The following is an 18,038-nucleotide window of genomic DNA, read 5'->3' as shown; positions in this document are numbered from 1 at the left end:
TCATGGTTTCGCTCTTGCGAGCCTCTCTGGCGACTGTGCTTTCGAGCGCGGCGGTGATCAGCACGATGCCGGCACTGGCGGCCAGCGGCGATGCTGTTGATCTGAGCGCCCGTTTGCAACTGGCCCTCAATGCAGAGGATCGCGTGCAGGCCCTGTCCGCGTTGATGGCACCGGATCAGGCATCGACCCTGATCGAGCGCTTTCGTCGCTTCAGCATGCGTTTTCCTGAAACCCGCTGGGCCGTGAGGCCAGGTCAGGCTCTCGATGATGGTCGCCCGACGGTGCAGCTGGCTGTGAGCGGCACCCGCCAGCAGGATGGGCTCAGCTATTCCTTTAAAGCCAATCAGCGCCTGGCTTTTTCCACAGAAGCAGGCCTGATTACTGCTCAAGAGGTGCTCAGTGATCAGTCGGTGCTCACCAGTTCCAAAAAGCCCCTGCCGATCTCATTGCTGATTCCCGACACGGTGCTCACCGGCAGTCGTTACGACGTGGATGTGGTGGTGGATCACCCCCTGGGCAAGGCCATGCTGGCCGGAGGTCTCACCCCGGTGACTGCCCAGCAGGTTCTTGTGCAGGAGAGCCCCGATGTTCAGCTCGAACCGCTCGGTGGTGGCGGCTTGTTCAAGTCGGTTCAGGCTCCCTTTCAGCCTGGTATTCAGACCTGGGCAGCCCTGCTGGTGCACCCCGACGGGGTGATCACGGTGAGCAAACGTGTGCAGGTCGTCGACGACAAGAGCAAGCTCAATCCTTGAGCTGCTGAACTCGGTAGGGGTTCGCAGGAAGACTTCGGCGCAGTGCTGACACATCCGCATTCCCGAGTCCTGCGTCCATCAGGGCCTGCTCCTGATCATGCACAGCCTCGGTGATCGGCAGCTTCAGGCCCGTTTGAAGCGCTGCGTCGAGTGCAATGCCGAGATCCTTGTGATGCAGTGCCAGCTTGAAGCCGAGCGGGTAGTCGTCGTTGAGCATTGCCTGGGAGCGATGCTCCAGTGCCCAGGATCCAGCAGCACCCTGCCGCAGTGCATTCACCACTTGCTGCATCGGCAGCTGCAAGTGCTGTCCGAGGGTGATGGCTTCCGCTACTGCGGCGTAACTGCCAGCCACCAGCACTTGGTTGATCGCTTTGACCTGCTGTCCGCTGCCCACGTCGCCGAAATGGTGGATTGAGCTTCCGATCACCTCCAGCAGCTTTCGCGCCTTGTTCACTGCGGCAGTCTCTCCACCACAGAGCACGGTCAGTGTGCCGGCCTTTGCGCCTTCCGTGCCGCCGGTGACGGGAGCATCGATGTAGGCAATGTCTCGTTTGGCGAGACGTTCAGCCATGTCTTTGGCGGTGGATGGGCTGACGGTGGAGCAGTCGATCACGAAGCTGCCCTGTTCAAGGGCGGGCCCTGCACCATGTTCACCCCAGAGCACTGACTCCACAGCAGCATCGTCGCTGACGCAGAGCAGCAATGCAGAACAGCCACTCACTGCTGCTGCTGGGCTTGCTGCGGGCAAGGCTCCGGACAAGCCGGGATCAGTTTCCGCCACACGACTGCGGGTGTGAACCTGCAGTGGATAACCGGCGGCTTGAAGGTTCACCGCCATCGGTAATCCCAGGGCTCCCAGGCCGATGAAGGCCAGTCGGCTCTTGGGCGTGAGATCACATCCGGTCATGGTTGCAGGCCATTTGAGTCAGATCCTGGCCCAGCACTCGCAGCAACCTGAGTCCGTTCACTGTTGACGGTCTTCATGGCGTTCACCAACCGCTGGCGACAAGCACTCCTGATTCCCTGCTTTGCCCTCACAGCTGCTGCTCTGCAGCAGTCAGGCGGAATCGCGGAAGCGGCTCCAGGCCGGCGGATGCCGGAATCACAGCTCAAACAAAGTCAGAGGCAGCAACTGTTCCAGGTCCGCCGCAACTGGGGGCTTCGCAGCTACGACCAACAGCTTGCGCTGCTCAAGTCTGGCCAGAGCTGCCTTGAAAGGGCTCAGACTTCACAGGCCGGTCAGGACTGCATGAAGCAACAAAGGCAAGCTCGCCGGCGTCTGATGAAGCAGGGGCGTGAGGTCGTGAATGCCGAGCGTCGCCGCTTGGGGCTTACGCTTATGCCCGATTTTCGCTGGCAAGGCCGAGGGAGGAGGGGCTGAGGCTCCTCCCTTGGTCTGGCACTTGTGAATCAGGCGGCGTCGAGGGCGGAAACGCCCGGCAGCACCTTGCCTTCCAGCAGTTCCAGGCTGGCGCCTCCGCCGGTGGAGATGTGCGACATCTTCTCGGCCAGACCCGCCTTCTCCACTGCTGCAACCGAATCACCGCCGCCGATGATCGTGCAGCAGCCTTTGCCGCTGAGTTCAGCCAGCGTGGTGGCGATGGCGTTGGTGCCGGCTGCGAACTTGTCGAACTCGAACACGCCCATGGGGCCATTCCAGATCACTGTCTTGCAGTCTGCGAGTGCGTCTTGGAACACCTTGATGGAGTCAGGGCCGATATCCAGCCCCATCCAGCCATCGGGGATGGCGTTGATGTCAGCGATCTGACTGTTGGCGTCGGGAGCGAAGTTGTCGGCCAGCACAACATCGGTGGGCAGAAGCAGCTGCACACCCTTGGCCTTTGCTTTGGCCTCGAGCTCCTTGGCGAGTTCGAGCTTGTCTTCTTCCACCAGGCTCTTGCCCACTGACAGACCGCGCGCCTTGTAGAAGGTGAAGATCATGCCTCCGCCGATCAGCACCTTGTCGCACTTGTCGATCAGGGCTTCGAGCACGCCGATCTTGGAGCTCACCTTGGAGCCACCCACGATGGCGGCGAGAGGGCGCTTGGGGTCGTCAACAGCACCCTGCAAGTACTGAAGTTCCTTCTCCATCAGGAAGCCCGCCACGGAGGGCTTCAGGAACTTGGTCACGCCTTCGGTGGAAGCATGTGCACGGTGGGCGGCGCCGAAGGCGTCGTTCACGTACACCTCGGCCAGTCCGGCCAGCTTTTCGGCGAAATTAGCTTCGTTCTTCTCTTCTTCCGCGAAGAAACGCACGTTCTCCAGCAGAACCACGTCGCCGTCAGCCATGGCGTTCACCTTGGCTTCGGCGTCCGGTCCGATGCAGCTGTCGGTCTTGGAGACAGGCTTGCCGAGAAGTTCGCTCAGACGGGCAGCAACGGGTGTGAGACGCATGGCGTCATTCACCTGACCCTTGGGCCGTCCGAAGTGGGCGGACAGGATCACCTTGGCGCCCTTGTCGATAAGGTCCTTAATGGTGGGCAGTGCGGCACGGATGCGTGTGTCATCGGTGATCACACCGGCATCGTTCAGGGGTACGTTGAAATCGACCCGCACGAGAACACGTTTTCCGCTGAGGTCGGCGCCGGAGAGGCTGGCCAGGGAACGCTTCGCCATGAGGGTTGTGTGGTGCGGTAAGAAAACGGGGTGAGATTAACCCGAGTTCTGCAGGCCCAGCGCTAGGACTGGCTTAATGGGGGGGGAGGTCGTTTGAATGTTCGAGACCGTGCTGTTGCCGATCGATCCGAGCCGTGAGGCCCTGGAGCCTGAGGGCAAGGCTCTGGAGCTCGCGCGCCGTGATGGCAGTCGTCTGGTGCTGCTGTCGGTTCTGACGCCTGTGACTGGGAAGAAGCATGATCACGAAGTAGTTGAAGGGGTGCTCAGCCAGACCCGTAAACGCTGTGAACAGGCCGGCGTCATCTGTCAGGAGGTCGAGCGCAGTGGCAAGCCGGCTTCGGTGATCTGTGATGTGGTTGATGAGTTGAATGTGGATGTGATCGTGATGGGAACCAGGGGTGTGAATTTGGAATCCGACAGTGGCAGCACCGCCGCACAGGTGCTCCAGCTGGCTCCCTGCCCTGTGTTGGTGGTGCCGTGAGCTCACCACCGATTCAGTGGTATCCCGGCCACATCGCCAAGGCAGAGCAGCAGCTCCGTCGCAATCTCGACAAGGTTGATCTGGTGATTGAGGTGCGCGATGCACGCATCCCCTTGGCCACAGGTCATCCCCACCTCAGCCGTTGGATCAAGGGCAAGCAGCATCTGCTGGTGATCAACCGTCGAGACATGGTCACTGCTGAGGCACGAACCGCCTGGGAGGCATGGTTCAAGGGCCAGGGCCAGCGCACAGTTTGGTGTGATGCCAAGGCAGGCACCGGGGTCAAGCAGGTGCAGCAGGCGGCGATTCGTGCCGGCGATCAGCTGAACGAACGGCGGCGGAACAGGGGCATGCGCCCCAGGCCGGTACGGGCACTCACCTTGGGTTTTCCCAATGTGGGGAAGTCAGCGCTGATCAACAGGCTGGTGAAGCAGAAGGTGGTGGCCAGTGCCCGCCGGGCTGGCGTTACCCGCACCCTGCGTTGGGTGCGCCTTGGCCAGGACATCGACCTGCTGGATGCGCCGGGAGTATTGCCGCCCAGGCTTGATGATCAGCAGGCCGCGTTGCATCTGGCCCTCTGTGATGACATCGGCCAGGCTGCCTATGACGGCGAGCTGGTTGCTCAGGCGTTTTTGCGGTTGTTGATGGGTCTGCAGCAGCAGCCGTCTTCCGGTGTGGCGCTTGCTGTGTTGCAAGGGCGTTATGGCACGCCTTTGTCCGGTGAAACCGTAGACCCGGCCCTTTGGCTTCAGGCCGTGGCCCAGCGCCATACCTCTTCAGACACCGCGCGCATGGCCCAGCGCTTGCTGGACGATTTCCGTAAGTCGGCGTTGGGCAGCATCGCTTTGGAGTTGCCGGCATGAGCCCTGCCTGGAGCCGCCCTCCGCTGCCGGAAGAAACGTTCACCGATGGGTTCGGTGAGGGCGAAGGGGAGTTGCTGTCGCTCACCTATCCCAAGCCGCTGCCGATGCGGCTGGACCGTTGGCTGGTGAGTCAGCGCACCGAGCAGAGCCGCGCCCGCATTCAGAAGTTCATTGATGCTGGTTATGTGCGTGTGAACGGTAAGACCGGAAAGGCCAAGACGCCCTTGCGGCCTGGTGATGAGGTACAGCTTTGGATGCCGCCTCCTGAACCGCTCCCATATCTGAAGCCGCAGCCGATGGATCTTGATGTGCTCTTTGAGGATGAGCACCTGATCGTGATTAACAAACCGGCTGGTCTCACCGTGCATCCGGCGCCTGGCAACAAAGACGGCACGCTCGTGAATGGTTTGCTGCATCACTGCCCTGATTTGCCGGGCATCAGCGGCAAGCTGCGTCCAGGAATCGTGCACCGTCTCGACAAGGACACCACCGGTTGCATCGTGATTGCCAAGAGCCAGGAGGCTCTGGTTCGCCTCCAGAGCCAGATTCAGCAACGCATCGCTTCAAGGGAGTATCTGGCAGTGGTGCATGGTGTGCCCACAGGAGACAGTGGCACGATTGTGGGAGCGATCGGTCGTCATCCGGTCGACCGCAAGAAATATGCGGTTGTCAGTGGAGACAATGGCCGTCATGCCTGCACGCACTGGAACCTGGAGGAGCGCCTCGGTGATTATTCGCTGCTGCGTTTCAAACTTGATACTGGCCGCACCCACCAGATTCGGGTGCATTGCGCGCACATCAATCACCCAGTGGTGGGCGATCCCACCTACAGCCGCTGCCGCAAATTGCCGATTGAATTGCCGGGCCAGGCTCTGCATGCCTTCCAACTCGGCCTCGACCACCCGATTAGCAGTGAGCGGATGCTGTTTGAATCTCCACTTCCGCCGGTGATGGAGAAATTACTGATGGTGCTTAGACGGCGTTCATCGTTTCAGTCTTGACTTTCGAGTAGCTGCGAAAAACCTGAATCATCCGTAAAGCATTGCTTGGATGATTCAGGTTGATGTGTTGAGGCTTTTGGCCTGAGGTCGTTTGCTGCTGCTGACAAGTTGTTGATGCACATGTTGTTAAAGCGGTGTGGTTTCGCTACCCGCTGCCAACAGCATGGCTTCGCTCAGCGCTCCGCTAAGGCCCAGATCCGTCCCTGCGAGCACATTGAAGCCCACCGTCATGGATTGGCCAGCACCGGATCGATGAGCCCCAATCCGCGCCGGAGAGCTCGTAGCGATAGAGCTCTCCATCAAGTTGTTCAGTTGCTACGTCGACGCCCCAGGGTTCGCCATAAAACCTGTGGTTGTTGTTGAAGCTCACCGACCAGTTGTCAAGTTGCTGTTCGCTCTGATTCGTCACCGTTAGAGAGGAAGTGAATCCGCCCCACCAAATTTCCCTACCGATAGAGACCTGTAGTGACTCAGATGGCGTCATGGAATGAATGAGAGGTGCAGATCCTGTGCAGCGACGAGATGTGATTCAGATAGAACTCATGCTTTTCAGAGTGTGTCTGAATCTGACTTGGTTCGACTTCTTTTGATCCGTCGTTTTTCTATTCAGCCTTCAATGCTTGTTTCCTTCCATCCTTCAAATGAAGGCTTTGAGGCTCTTGAATCCAGGTCGAAATACTATTTATTGCCTTGCTGTTGCTTGTTTCGGCTTGTTCGGATGAGTTTTGGTTGGTTGCTGTGTGGTTTATCAGTCTTTGCATTGACGCACCATGTTCGAGCGATTGAGATTTATTTTATTTTCTGCAAATGCTGATTAGGGGTTTTGGTTGATGCCTAAAACTCTTGATTGAAAGGCTGGCGTAATTATCTGGCTGGTTTCACTGTGGCCAGGCGACTGTCAGTTGGGAAGGCGCGGACAGGCTTCGACGAGTGTTCGCGTGATCTCAGCTTGTGGTTGATGAAGCAGGCGGTCGCCAGGTCCCTCCTCCACGACATGCCCTTTGTTGAGCACGATCAGTCGATGGCAGAAGCCACTGGCCACTGAAAGGTCATGGGTGATGAAAATCATGGCCAGCCCGAGCTCCTGCTGCAGCTGGCGAAGCAGTGCCAGAACTTCAGCCTGGATTTCGGCATCCAGCATGCTCACGCTTTCATCACAGATCAACACCTTGGGTTTCAGGGCCAGGGCTCGGGCGATGGCCACCCGTTGCTGCTGGCCCCCGGAAAGCTGGCGGGGAAGGCGGTTCTGATAACGGTCTGCGGGTACAAGCCCCACGCGTTCCATCAGCTGACGGCCTTGTTCTCGAGCTTCCGCTGGTGAGGCCAGTTTGTGGATGCGCAGAGGATCGACGATGGCATCCAACACCGACATAGCTGGATTGAGGCAGGCCAGTGGGTCCTGGAACACCATCTGAAGGGTCCGCCGCGCCTGGCGGGCTTTACGTCCCCGCAGCCTCAGCAGATCCTTGCCAAGCAGCTGCACCCTGCCGCCACGAATCGGCGTGAGTCCCATCAGGGCGCGGCAGAGGGTGCTTTTGCCACAGCCAGAACCTCCCACTACTCCGAGGGTTTCGCCAGCTCGCAACTGGAAGCTGATGCCGTCTACCGCTTTCAGCCAGGTTGGATTCCAGGGTGGACCACCCAGGTTGTGCCAGCAGCGCAATTCCTGCACGGCCAGCACCGTGTCGGTGTCGGGTACTTCAGGGGTGCTGCCACCTTCTCGAGCGCGGGCAGCGGCCAGCAGCCGTTGTCCCACTCTGGAGCTGGGATAAGTCAGGACCACATCGCTGCGGTTGATCTCCACGACGCGACCACCGTCCAGCACTGCCATGCGTTCGCACCAGCGATTGGCCATGGCCAGATCGTGGGTGATTAGCAACAGAGCACTACCAAGTTCCTCGCACAGCGCTCTCAGGGCAGCCATCACCTGCCCTGCCACGGCCACATCCAGGCTTGTGGTGGGTTCGTCCGCAATCACTAGGGGTGGGCTCAGGGCGATGGCCAGGGCGATGGCCAGCCGCTGGCGCATGCCGCCGCTGAACTCATGCGGGTAAGCGCGGAAGCGAGTGGCGCCGATGCCTACTTGCTCCAGCAGCTCCTCGGCCCGCTGGAGACGTTCTGCATCGTTCATGCCTGGCCGATGCGCACCCAGGGTGTCCAGTAGGTGGCCACCCACAGTCATGAGTGGATTCAGGCGTGTCATCGGATCCTGAAACACCAGTCCCACCGACTCACCACGCAATCTCCTCAGATCAGTAAGGCTGAGATTGCGGGGATCGTGACCGTTCAGGCTCAGTTCTCCTTCGCAATTGCTGCCTGGTGGCAGCAATTGCAGTGCTGCCCTGGCCACCGTGCTCTTGCCGCAGCCGGAGGGACCGACGAGGGCAAGGCGTTCGCCGGGGTGGAGACGCAGGTCAAGCCCATAGAGTGTCCACGCCTGGCTTCCTGGGTAACGGAGCCGAAATTGTTCGAGCTCCAGGACAGTCCCTGGCGCGGTTGTCATGGCAATCGAAGCGCAGGTGCTCATGGCTACATACCATGGATTCACCTGTCGGGTCGGATGCTCAACGCCACCTCCGAGACGGTTGATGTGCAGATCCGAAACGGATCCGCTGCACCGGCTTGTGGTCTGGTGGCTCTGCGAGATCGGCCCATCCGTTCAGCCGACGATTACGGCATTGATCTGCCTGCCTGGTTACGTGAGTGCATCGATCACGTGCCGCCAGGGATTGGTCATAGCTGTCCCACCGATTCAGAGGCTCTGCTCGCAGCGGCCTTCGATTTTGCGTTTCAGCTGCATGAGGGCCAGTTCCGAGCCAGTGGAGACCCTTACATCGTTCATCCGGTCGCGGTGGCTGATCTGCTCAGGGATATCGGTGCCAGCGCCAGTGTGATTGCTGCAGGATTCCTCCACGATGTGGTGGAGGACACGGACGTCACCCCTGAGCAGTTAGAGAGTCACTTCGGACCGGAGGTCCGGGAATTGGTGGAAGGAGTCACCAAGCTTGGAGGTCTTCACTTCACCAATCGCACTGAGGCTCAAGCTGAAAATCTGCGCAAGATGTTTCTGGCCATGGCCAGCGATATCCGAGTTGTGCTGGTCAAGCTCGCAGACCGGTTACACAACATGCGCACGCTTGGGGCGTTGCGCGAGGAAAAGCGCCAGCGCATCGCCCGTGAAACGCGGGAGATTTATGCACCTCTGGCCAATCGGCTTGGCATCGGCCGATTCAAATGGGAGCTGGAGGATCTGTCCTTCAAGTTGCTCGAGCCGGATGCCTTCAGGGAGATTCAGCAGGAAGTTGCGACCAAGCGCAGCGAGCGCGAGGAACGTTTAGGAGTCACCGTTAAGTTGCTGAGTGATCGACTGGCAGCTGTCGGGCTGGAGAACTGTGAGGTGAGCGGCCGGCCCAAGCACCTCTTCGGCATCTGGACCAAGATGCAGCGGCAGCAAAAAGCCTTCCACGAGATCTACGACGTGGCGGCCCTGAGGATCCTCACCCCCAGTGTTGAGGCTTGTTATCGGGCTCTGGCGGTTGTTCACGACACCTTCCGTCCCATTCCCGGGCGCTTCAAGGACTACATCGGCTTGCCCAAGCCCAATGGCTATCAGTCGTTGCATACGGCTGTGATCGGACGTCACCGTCCCATCGAAGTGCAGATCCGAACATTGGACATGCACCGGGTGGCGGAGTTCGGCATCGCCGCGCACTGGAAATACAAAGAGGGTGGTTCACCAGCCGCTGGTGGAGACACGGAACGCTTCAACTGGTTGCGGCAGCTTGTTGACTGGCAGCAGGAGGGGGGAGCTGACGACCACAACGACTACCTCGCCTCGATTAAGGAAGATCTCTTCGATGAAGAGGTGTTCGTCTTTACTCCCAAAGGCGACGTGCTGGGTTTGCGCAAGGGATCGACGGCCGTGGATTTTGCCTATCGCATTCACTCGGAAGTGGGTAATCACTGCCATGGCGTGCGCATTAACGATCGACTCTCTCCACTGTCGACGCCGCTTCAGAACGGTGATTTTGTGAATGTGCTCACGAGCAAGACGGCCCATCCCAGCCTCGACTGGCTCAACTTCGTGGCGACGCCTACGGCGCGTAATCGCATCCGTCAGTGGTACAAGCGCAGCCATCGCGATGAAACGATCGAGCGCGGTAAGGATCTGCTCGAGCGGGAGCTTGGTCGCAGCGGATTTGACTCCCTGCTCAGCAGTGATGCGATGACGCGTGTGGCGGAGCGATGCAACCTTCTCAGTACTGAAGACCTGCTTGCTGCCCTCGGATTCGGAGCCGTCACCCTGCATCAGGTGCTCAATCGGCTGCGAGAGGAGATCCGCCTGCAGGCCACGATCGAGGAGCCTCCGCTCAGCAATGAGGATGTAGCTCGCCAGCTGGTGCAGCAGGCCGAAACTGCCACTCCCCGCTCGACTCATGAGCAACAGGACCCGATCCTCGGTGTCGAGGGGCTCGACTACCGTCTAGGTGGTTGTTGCAGTCCCCTTCCTGGCGAGCCGATTCTGGGCACGGTTGCTCTCGGCAACCATGGCATCACCGTGCATCGTCAGGACTGCTCCAATGTGGGGGCGATTCCGAGCGAACGGCGACTGCCTGTGCGCTGGAATCCTACTTTGGCGAGCAGAAGTCAGCGGTTTCCGGCCCAGTTGCGCATTGAGGTGATCGATCGTGTGGGCATCCTCAAGGACATCCTGATGCGCCTCTCCGATGGTCGTATCAACGTCAGTGATGCCCGCGTGAAGACCAGCTATGGAAAGCCCGCACGGATTGATCTGCGGTTGGAGCTGGCCAGTGCTGAGCAGCTGCAGCGCACCATGCATCAGATTCGTTCCATGGCGGATGTGATTGATATCGCCCGTAGCAGCGGCACCTGAAGTCGATCGCCCGTGACCTCAGTGTTTGTGTTGTTGCTGTAAGAGCCAACGCAGGCTGAGCCACCAGCCCAGCGCTGCGCAGACGGACCCTGTGATGCTGGAGCCCAGCAGCAAACGGCTGATCACACTCCAACCCAACTGGCTGAAGCCATCCTGCTGAAGGGCGTCGAAGCCTGGCCATGCGCGACCCGGGCCGAGCACCAGAGCCCCGATCTGGTAGTTGAACCAGTAGAGCGGCAGATAAGTGAAGGGATTGCTGATCCAGGTGCCAGCGGCTGCCAGCAGATGGTTCCCGCGCACCACACTGGCCAGGGCGACCCCCACCAGTGTTTGCAAGCCAAAAATTGGAAAGCAGCCGCAGAAGATGCCTGCAGCGAGTCCTCGGGCGCGCTGCCCTGGAGTGCCTTCCTGTTGCCAGATCCATTGCAGACTGCGCTGCAGGCGTCGATGTGCCTTTCTCAGCATCCGGCCCATGGGAGTGTCGGCGGTTCTCGCATGGCATTGAAGATGTGATCGTAGGGAGTGGGGTAGGGGCTGTTGCAGCACTGCGATGCAGGAGATCAACCTGGAGAGGCAAACGATTGCTGCCGTGGCCACAGCAGTGGCGCCCGGTCAGGGCGGCATCGCGGTGATTCGCCTGTCAGGCCCTGATGCTCAACGGGCGGTGAGCGAGATCACTCGCTTCCCCGGTGCACAGCTGTGGGAGAGCCATCGGGTGCTTTACGGCCACGTGATGGCAGCTGATCGAGTGGAGCGACTCGATGAGGTGCTGGTGCTGTTGATGCTGGCCCCGCGCAGTTTTACTGCTGAAGACGTGGTGGAAATCCATTGCCATGGCGGCGTGATGGCAGTTCAGCGGGTGATGGCCCGAGTGCTCGAGCAGTCTGGGATTCGTCGTGCATTGCCCGGTGAATTCAGTCAGAGAGCTGTCCTGAACGGGCGCCTCGATCTCACGCGTGCTGAGGCGATCGGTGATCTGGTGGCCGCCCGCAGTCAGCGTGCTGCGCAGTTGGCCATGGCAGGGGTGGATGGCGGCATTCATCGCAGGATCCAGCTGTTGCGCGAACGACTGCTGGATCAGCTCAGTGAGCTCGAGGCCCGCGTTGATTTTGAAGAGGATCTGCCAGCTCTCGATGGCCCGGCCTTGCTGAAGGCTCTGCAGTCGGTGCGCGACGAGCTGCTGCAACTTGTGGCGGATGGGGAGCGCAGTGTCGCCTTTCGTCAGGGGCTGCGGGTGGCGCTCGTCGGCAGGCCCAACGTCGGCAAGAGCTCACTGCTGAATCTGCTGAGTCGGCGGGAGCGAGCCATCGTGACCGATCTGCCTGGAACCACAAGGGACCTGCTGGAAAGCGAAATCGTGCTGGAGGGCGTTCCGATCACGCTGCTCGATACTGCCGGCATCCGCAGCACCAACGATGCGGTTGAGCAGCTGGGCATTGCCCGCAGCCACGACGCTTTGGCCAGTGCCGACCTTGTCGTGCTTCTGTTTGATCTCGTTGATGGCTGGACCGCTGAGGATCAGCTGTTGCGTGAGCAGATCCCAGCTGATGTGCCCCATCTGCTGGTGGGAAACAAGGCTGATCTCAGTGATCTTGCGACTCCGGCCGATGTGCATCTTTCTGCGGTGACAGGTGTTGGCGAAGCGCAGCTGGTGCAGGCTCTTCTGGAGCGTTGCGGTGCACTCAGCGACGGCTCTCTGCTGCTGGCGCTCAACCAACGACAGGCTGACCTGGCACGGGTGGCGGCCACTGCCCTTGATCGCAGTGAGCAGGTTGCCGCCGATGGACTGCCCTGGGATTTCTGGACCATTGACCTGCGTGAGGCCATTCACAGCCTTGGCGAGATCACAGGAGAAGAGCTCACGGAATCAGTGCTGGATCGTATTTTTTCCCGCTTTTGCATCGGCAAATGAAGTTGGCAAATAAAGCGCTGCAGGTCTGGCCCGAACCGTCGTGCCCGCATGATGGATCCAGGCCTGTAAGCGGGTGGTTCCGCAGTGATGAACGTTGAGCAGCCTTTAACGACACCCCGGCTTCAGGCGCAACTTCAGCACTGGCTGGCAGAAGATCTTGGCCGCGGCGATCTCACCGCGCCGGCCCTGAGCGGACGGCGGGCTCAGGCGAGCTGGATCGCGAAGCAGGAGGGTGTGTTCTGCGGTGGCAGCCTTGCTCTGCAGCTGTTTCGTCTGTTGGATCCCAAGCTCGAGGCTGAGTGCCTGGTGCCCGATGGTGCAGCGGTGCAGTCCGGCGACACGCTGCTCCGACTCGACGGTCAGGCCACTGCCTTGGTTGGGGCTGAACGGACGGCGCTGAATCTGGCGATGCGTCTTTCCGGCATTGCCACGGCTACAGCGGCCCTGGTGAGAGAACTGCAGGGAAGCGGTGTGCGCCTTGCCGACACGCGCAAGACGACACCGGGCCTGCGCGAACTTGAGAAGTACGCCGTGCGCATGGGTGGGGGTGTCAATCATCGACTGGGCCTGGATGACGCCGCCATGCTCAAGGAAAACCATCTGGCCTGGGCGGGCGGCGTTGAAGCGGCGATTGCCGCTGTGCGGGCATCAGCGCCATGGCCGGCGCGGGTGATTGTGGAAGCGGAAACCGAGCAGGAAGCTTCGAAGGCCGTGACTGCCGGAGCCGATGCTGTGCTGCTGGATGAGTTCACGCCTGAGCAGCTGATCAGCTTGGTGCCCAGGTTGCGCCAGCTGGCGGTGGAGCGGGCTGGCTCCGGGGCTGTGGTCCTCGAAGCCTCCGGGATTCAACCCGGTGATCTGCGTGCCTTTGCCGCCACAGGCATCGATCTGATTTCCACCAGTGCTCCGGTCACGCGCAGCCGCTGGCTTGATCTAAGTATGCGTTTCGCACCTGCCGGGAGATGATCAGGGCTTGCCAAGCCCGTTGATCCGTCCATGCTCCGCATCGCCAACGCCCTTGAAACACAGTTGCGCTGTGCGATGCAACGGGCGTTTCCCGAGGCCTGGGCTGAGGCGGGGGAAGCTGGCTTGGACCCTCAGCTGGCGCCAGCGAGCAAGCCCGAATTCGGGGATTTCCAGTCCAACTGTGCTCTGCCACTGGCCAAGCCGTTGAAGCAGGCACCTCGTCAGATCGCCACGGCCATGGTCGAGCAGCTGCAAGCGGATACGGCGTTCTCCGAGCTGTGCCTGGAGCCGCAGATCGCAGGCCCTGGGTTCATCAACCTCACGATCCGACCCGAGCGCCTGGCTGCGGAAGTGGCCTCCCGCCTGGGAGATGAGCGGCTTGGCGTTCCGCCCGTCCAGGGTGCTGCGCCGGTGGTTGTGGACTTCTCCAGTCCCAACATCGCCAAGGAGATGCATGTGGGGCATCTGCGTTCCACGATCATCGGCGACTCCTTGGCTCGGGTGCTGGAGTTTCGTGGGCACCCGGTGTTGCGGCTGAACCATGTGGGCGACTGGGGCACCCAGTTCGGGATGCTGATCACCCATCTCAAGCAGGTGGCTCCCGACGCTCTCGAGACCGCCGATGCCATCGACCTCGGTGACCTCGTGGCCTTCTACAGGGAGGCCAAAAAACGCTTTGATGACGACGAGGCGTTTCAGACCACATCCCGCGAGGAAGTGGTGAAGCTGCAGGGAGGGGATCCTCTGTCGCTCAAAGCCTGGGGTCTCCTGTGTGACCAGTCGCGGCGCGAGTTCCAGAAGATCTACGACCGGCTCGACATCCGCCTCAGCGAACGGGGTGAGTCGTTTTATAACCCCTTCCTGCCTGCGGTGATCGATGGGCTGAAGCAGGTCCATCTGCTGGTCACCGACGACGGGGCAGAGTGCGTCTTCCTGGAAGGGGTCAGCGGCAAGGACGGCAAGCCGCTGCCGGTGATCGTCCAAAAGAGTGATGGGGGCTTCAATTACGCCACAACCGATCTGGCGGCGATTCGTTACCGGTTCGCTGCAGCTCCCGATGGTGATGCAGCCCGCCGGGTGATCTACGTGACCGATTCCGGTCAGGCCAATCACTTTGCGGGAGTGTTCCAGGTGGCCGAACGGGCTGGCTGGATTCCCGATGGCTCTCGCCTGGAGCATGTGCCCTTCGGGTTGGTGCAGGGAGAAGACGGCAAGAAGCTCAAGACCCGGGCCGGTGACACCGTGCGTCTGCGCGATCTGCTCGATGAGGCGGTGGAGCGCGCTGAAGCTGACCTGCGTTCGCGCCTCCAGGACGAAGAGCGCAGTGAGCCTGAAGACTTCATCAATCATGTGGCCAGCACTGTTGGCCTGGCGGCGGTGAAATATGCCGACCTCAGTCAGAACCGGATCACCAACTACCAGTTTTCGTTTGATCGGATGCTGGCCCTCCAGGGCAATACGGCTCCCTACCTGCTCTATGCACTGGTGCGGATCGCCGGCATCGCTCGCAAGGGTGGTGATCTGGATGTCTCAACGGCTCAGCTGCAGTTCAGTGAGCCTCAGGAATGGGCTCTGGTGCGTGAACTCCTCAAGTTCGATGCCGTGATTGCCGAGGTGGAGGAGGAGCTGCTTCCCAATCGACTTTGCAGCTATCTGTTCGAGCTCAGCCAGGTGTTCAATCGCTTTTATGACCAGGTGCCGGTGCTCAAGGCTGACGCTGATGCACTGCCCTCGCGTCTTGCCCTCTGCCGTTTGACAGCCGACACGCTTAAGACCGGCCTCGGCCTGCTCGGGATTGCCACTCTGGAGCGGATGTGAGTGTTGACTCGGTGAGTGGTTCCTCTCTACCTCGGCTCCTCTTGTTGGCCACCGGTGGCACCATCGCCGGCCGAGCGAGCGACGTGACCTCCTTGAATCACTACTCAGCAGGCGTCATCACTGCTGAGGAGTTGCTGCAGTCCGTTCCGCAGCTGCGGGAGCTTGCGGAGATTGAGGTGGAGCAGATCGCCAATGTTGATAGTGCGGATCTGACCTTCGATCACTGGCGCCGATTGGTGGCGCGTATCCGCGAGGCATTGGCCGTCGATCCTGATCTGGCGGGGGTGGTGATCACCCATGGCACCAACACGCTGGAGGAAACCGCCTGGTTGCTGCAGTTGCTGATCGATGACCCGCGTCCGGTGGTGCTGGTGGGGGCGATGCGGCCGGCAACGGCACTGAGTGCTGATGGTCCGCTCAATCTGTTTCAGACCATGCAGGTGGCCATAGCGCCGGAGTCCCGTGGGCAGGGGGTGCTTGTGGTGATGGATGGCTGGATCCATGCAGCTCGCGAGGTCACCAAGGTCGCCACTCAGGGGGTTGGTGCCTTTGAAAGCCCTGGTGTCGGCCCCTTGGGTTGGGTGGATGATGCGGGGGTGCACCTGCCTCCAGCGCAGCCAGCACGTCCTGTTCCTTTCTCAGGCCTTCAGTTTGCCGAGCCCTGGCCCCAGGTGGCGATCCTGCATGGTTGCGTCGAGCCTCCATCGGCCCTGATTTCTGCCCTGCTTTCGGCCGGCGTCCGGGGTCTGGTGTTCACGGGCACTGGGGCTGGCCAGCTGTCGGCGCTTGAACGCTGCGCTCTTGAAGACTGGCCAGGGCCGCTGCCGCTCATGCTCAGGGCGAATCGCTGTGGTTCCGGGCCCGTGCATCGTGATGAGCAATTTGCCCGCCTTGGCCTTTTGCCCGCCGGGCGGCTCAGTCCCCAGAAAGCGCGAGTGCTGTTGCTGCTGGCTCTGATGGCAGGATTGGACAGGGCCCAACTCTCCGACTTGATCTGAACTCTGTATGCCTGGCTTGACCGTGGCTCATGAGGAACAGCTGTAGTGCGAGATGCCTCCGGCGTTGAAGAATTCCTCAGGTTTCATTTGGTCGTAGCGGGCTGCTAATTCCATAGGCAAGGATTCATAGGGCTTGGCGAAGACGTTCTGCAGCTCATGCACAAGGCTGTAGTCACCATGGGCTGCTTGTTCATAAGCCGGTGCAATCAGCCATTCACGCCATGTGATGGCGGGATTGGTGAGCTGCATAGATCTGGATGTCTCGCTCAGGTCGCTGTTGCGTTCCAGTTGATGTCGCCACCGTTGCAACCAATTCATCCAGCGTTGATCAATCTGGTGATCGCTGGGTCGATAAAAGCTCCGCTTCAGGGTTGCCACCTGTTCAGGGATGGCTGAGAGCTCTCGGAACACCATCGTGTAGTCCGCGGCTGAGTCGACGCATAACCGCAGGAGCTCTCCCACCAGTTCTGGGGAGTGCTCGGCAAGGCCAAGCTTGCGTTGCCACATGCTGTCGAGAGCCTCCTGCATCGCGGCTTTAAAACCCTCCTCAAGGCTCTCGAGGCGAGTCATGGCTTCCGGGTGATCCTGTAGTAATGGTTTCAGGGCTGACACAAACGTCTGATAGTTCTTGCCTGCCGCCGCCGGCTGATTGAAGAAGCTGAAATGCATGCCGCCACCGGTCCAGGGCTGAAAGCGTGGGTCGAACAGTTCGCAGAATCCGAAGGGTCCGTAATCAAGGGTGAACCCTCCGGCAGCGCAGTTGTCACTGTTGAAGTTGCCCTGGCAGTACCCCACACGGATCCAGTCAGCAACTAATGCCGTTAGGCGTCCGCGGAACAGCCTGGCCAACTCCACCACCTGCTCGTTGAATGGCAACGATGGCTCGATCTCCGCGTGGTAGTTCCGATCGATGAGGTGCTCCACGATCATCTGCAGCTCACTCAATGCTTTGGGGTGGCTGTTGTTGCGGGTGCGCCTGGCAAACAGCTCGAGTTGCCCCACGCGCAGAAATGATGGAGCCACGCGTGTGGTGATCGCTGCAGGGTTCTCCACCAGCACATCAGGATCCATGGATCGCGACTGATCCGAATACCAGGGCCGACGTACGGTCTCGGCATGGGAGACGTAGAGGGTCAGGGAGCGTGAGCTTGGAACCCCCAGTGCATGCATGAACTCCTGGGCCAGAAATTCGCGCACGCTGGAGCGCAGCACGGCACGACCGTCAGCGCCACGGCAATAGGGCGTTGGTCCACCGCCCTTCAGCTGCATTTCCCAGCGACGTTCCTGGAAGAGACCCTCGAAGATGGAAATGGCACGACCGTCGCCGTATCCGTTGCCATTGCCGAATGGACATTGCTGATCGTATTCAGTGCCGTAGATCGACAAGGCATAACCGGTGGCCCATCCATAGGGGAGCATCGGCTCGCGACTCACGCTGATGTCGCCGGAGAACAATCGCCGGAAGCCGTCATCTTCTGCTAACTGATCACTGAGTCCCAGTTCTTTGAACAGCTCGTTGCTGTGTGCCACGTACTGCGGTGCTGGCAGAGGTGTTGGTGTGACCGGTACGTAGTGCCCAGATCGCACCTGACGCACCTGGTGATCGTGTCCGTTGACGGTGGCTTCGGGATCCGGCGTGAGTTGGCTCAGCAAGGAGTAATCGACGTGTTCCGCGAACGCGGCGAAGCTGTCGGTTGAGGAGGATGCGCTCGAGCTGGCTGGCATCAGGCCGGTGAC

At 60.4% G+C, this 18,038-nt stretch carries 16 protein-coding genes; 10 read left to right on the top strand and 6 right to left on the bottom strand.

The genetic code is table 11. The features are described 5' to 3' along the window. Positions 1-2: 2 nt before the first annotated feature. A complete protein-coding gene (locus DXY37_RS05470) occupies positions 3-752 on the top strand; it encodes a hypothetical protein (protein WP_115125719.1) in 750 nt (249 codons plus the stop codon). Here DXY37_RS05470 and DXY37_RS05465 read toward each other — a convergent pair. After that, positions 742-1,659 carry an NAD(P)-dependent oxidoreductase gene (locus DXY37_RS05465; protein ID WP_115125718.1) on the bottom strand — a complete coding sequence of 306 codons (918 nt, stop codon included), beginning with the start codon at positions 1,657-1,659 and terminating at the stop codon, positions 742-744. The two genes, DXY37_RS05470 and DXY37_RS05465, sit on opposite strands and share 11 nt — an antisense overlap. A gap of 75 nt (positions 1,660-1,734) precedes the next feature. On the opposite strand from DXY37_RS05465, the gene DXY37_RS05460 reads away from it, so the two are divergent. Next, on the top strand, positions 1,735-2,133 hold the full coding sequence (locus tag DXY37_RS05460) for a hypothetical protein (RefSeq protein ID WP_115125717.1): 399 nt from the start codon (positions 1,735-1,737) through the stop codon (positions 2,131-2,133). A gap of 29 nt (positions 2,134-2,162) precedes the next feature. On the opposite strand, the gene pgk is transcribed toward DXY37_RS05460, so the two are convergent. Next, positions 2,163-3,368, bottom strand: a complete 1,206-nt coding sequence (gene pgk / locus DXY37_RS05455) for a phosphoglycerate kinase (protein ID WP_115125716.1) — start codon at positions 3,366-3,368, stop codon at positions 2,163-2,165. Positions 3,369-3,465: 97 nt separating this feature from the next. Between pgk and DXY37_RS05450 the strand changes: the two genes are divergently transcribed. The 3 genes from DXY37_RS05450 to DXY37_RS05440 are packed head-to-tail and all read left to right on the top strand — an operon-like array spanning position 3,466 to position 5,713. Further along, the gene (locus DXY37_RS05450) at positions 3,466-3,849 is read left to right on the top strand and encodes a universal stress protein (RefSeq protein ID WP_115125715.1); all 384 of its coding nucleotides are present in this window, start codon (positions 3,466-3,468) and stop codon (positions 3,847-3,849) included. Further along, complete coding sequence (ylqF, locus tag DXY37_RS05445; RefSeq protein ID WP_115125714.1) at positions 3,846-4,712, top strand: ribosome biogenesis GTPase YlqF; 867 nt, start codon at positions 3,846-3,848, stop codon at positions 4,710-4,712. The genes DXY37_RS05450 and ylqF overlap by 4 nt, the downstream gene beginning before the upstream one ends. Then, positions 4,709-5,713 (top strand): RluA family pseudouridine synthase, encoded by a 1,005-nt coding sequence (locus DXY37_RS05440; RefSeq protein ID WP_115125713.1) that lies wholly within the window; start codon positions 4,709-4,711, stop codon positions 5,711-5,713. Before ylqF ends, DXY37_RS05440 begins: the two co-directional genes overlap by 4 nt. A 184-nt stretch (positions 5,714-5,897) precedes the next feature. Here DXY37_RS05440 and DXY37_RS13730 read toward each other — a convergent pair whose 3' ends face one another. Together DXY37_RS13730 and DXY37_RS05430 are read right to left on the bottom strand one after the other, a co-directional pair. Further along, complete coding sequence (locus DXY37_RS13730) at positions 5,898-6,197, bottom strand: cellulose binding domain-containing protein (protein ID WP_115125712.1); 300 nt, start codon at positions 6,195-6,197, stop codon at positions 5,898-5,900. A gap of 414 nt (positions 6,198-6,611) precedes the next feature. Further along, entirely contained in the window at positions 6,612-8,216 is a 1,605-nt protein-coding gene (locus DXY37_RS05430; RefSeq protein WP_115125985.1) for an ABC transporter ATP-binding protein, read from the bottom strand. Positions 8,217-8,273: 57 nt separating this feature from the next. Here DXY37_RS05430 and DXY37_RS05425 point away from each other — a divergent pair, with 57 nt between their 5' ends. Further along, positions 8,274-10,607: a bifunctional (p)ppGpp synthetase/guanosine-3',5'-bis(diphosphate) 3'-pyrophosphohydrolase gene (locus tag DXY37_RS05425; protein WP_115125711.1), complete on the top strand. Its 2,334-nt coding sequence runs from the start codon at positions 8,274-8,276 to the stop codon at positions 10,605-10,607. A gap of 18 nt (positions 10,608-10,625) precedes the next feature. On the opposite strand, the gene DXY37_RS05420 is transcribed toward DXY37_RS05425, so the two are convergent. Continuing rightward, positions 10,626-11,081 carry a DUF2062 domain-containing protein gene (locus tag DXY37_RS05420; protein WP_115125710.1) on the bottom strand — a complete coding sequence of 152 codons (456 nt, stop codon included), beginning with the start codon at positions 11,079-11,081 and terminating at the stop codon, positions 10,626-10,628. A gap of 76 nt (positions 11,082-11,157) precedes the next feature. Between DXY37_RS05420 and mnmE the strand changes: the two genes are divergently transcribed. From mnmE to DXY37_RS05400, 4 genes are all read left to right on the top strand, one after another. Then, complete coding sequence (gene mnmE / locus DXY37_RS05415; RefSeq protein WP_115125709.1) at positions 11,158-12,519, top strand: tRNA uridine-5-carboxymethylaminomethyl(34) synthesis GTPase MnmE; 1,362 nt, start codon at positions 11,158-11,160, stop codon at positions 12,517-12,519. Positions 12,520-12,606: 87 nt separating this feature from the next. Then, the gene (nadC, locus tag DXY37_RS05410) at positions 12,607-13,485 is read left to right on the top strand and encodes a carboxylating nicotinate-nucleotide diphosphorylase (RefSeq protein ID WP_115125708.1); all 879 of its coding nucleotides are present in this window, start codon (positions 12,607-12,609) and stop codon (positions 13,483-13,485) included. 30 nt (positions 13,486-13,515) lie between these two features. After that, the gene (argS, locus tag DXY37_RS05405; protein ID WP_115125707.1) at positions 13,516-15,303 is read left to right on the top strand and encodes an arginine--tRNA ligase; all 1,788 of its coding nucleotides are present in this window, start codon (positions 13,516-13,518) and stop codon (positions 15,301-15,303) included. 11 nt (positions 15,304-15,314) lie between these two features. Continuing rightward, entirely contained in the window at positions 15,315-16,301 is a 987-nt protein-coding gene (locus DXY37_RS05400; RefSeq protein ID WP_115125984.1) for an asparaginase, read from the top strand. 27 nt (positions 16,302-16,328) lie between these two features. Here the strand turns inward: DXY37_RS05400 and DXY37_RS05395 are convergent, their stop codons facing one another. Next, positions 16,329-18,026 carry a protein adenylyltransferase SelO family protein gene (locus DXY37_RS05395; RefSeq protein WP_115125706.1) on the bottom strand — a complete coding sequence of 566 codons (1,698 nt, stop codon included), beginning with the start codon at positions 18,024-18,026 and terminating at the stop codon, positions 16,329-16,331. Positions 18,027-18,038 lie beyond the last annotated feature (12 nt).

The organism is Synechococcus sp. GEYO, from assembly GCF_900473955.1.
GTDB lineage: Bacteria > Cyanobacteriota > Cyanobacteriia > PCC-6307 > Cyanobiaceae > Synechococcus_C.
This window is presented reverse-complemented; position numbering and strand designations above follow the sequence as displayed.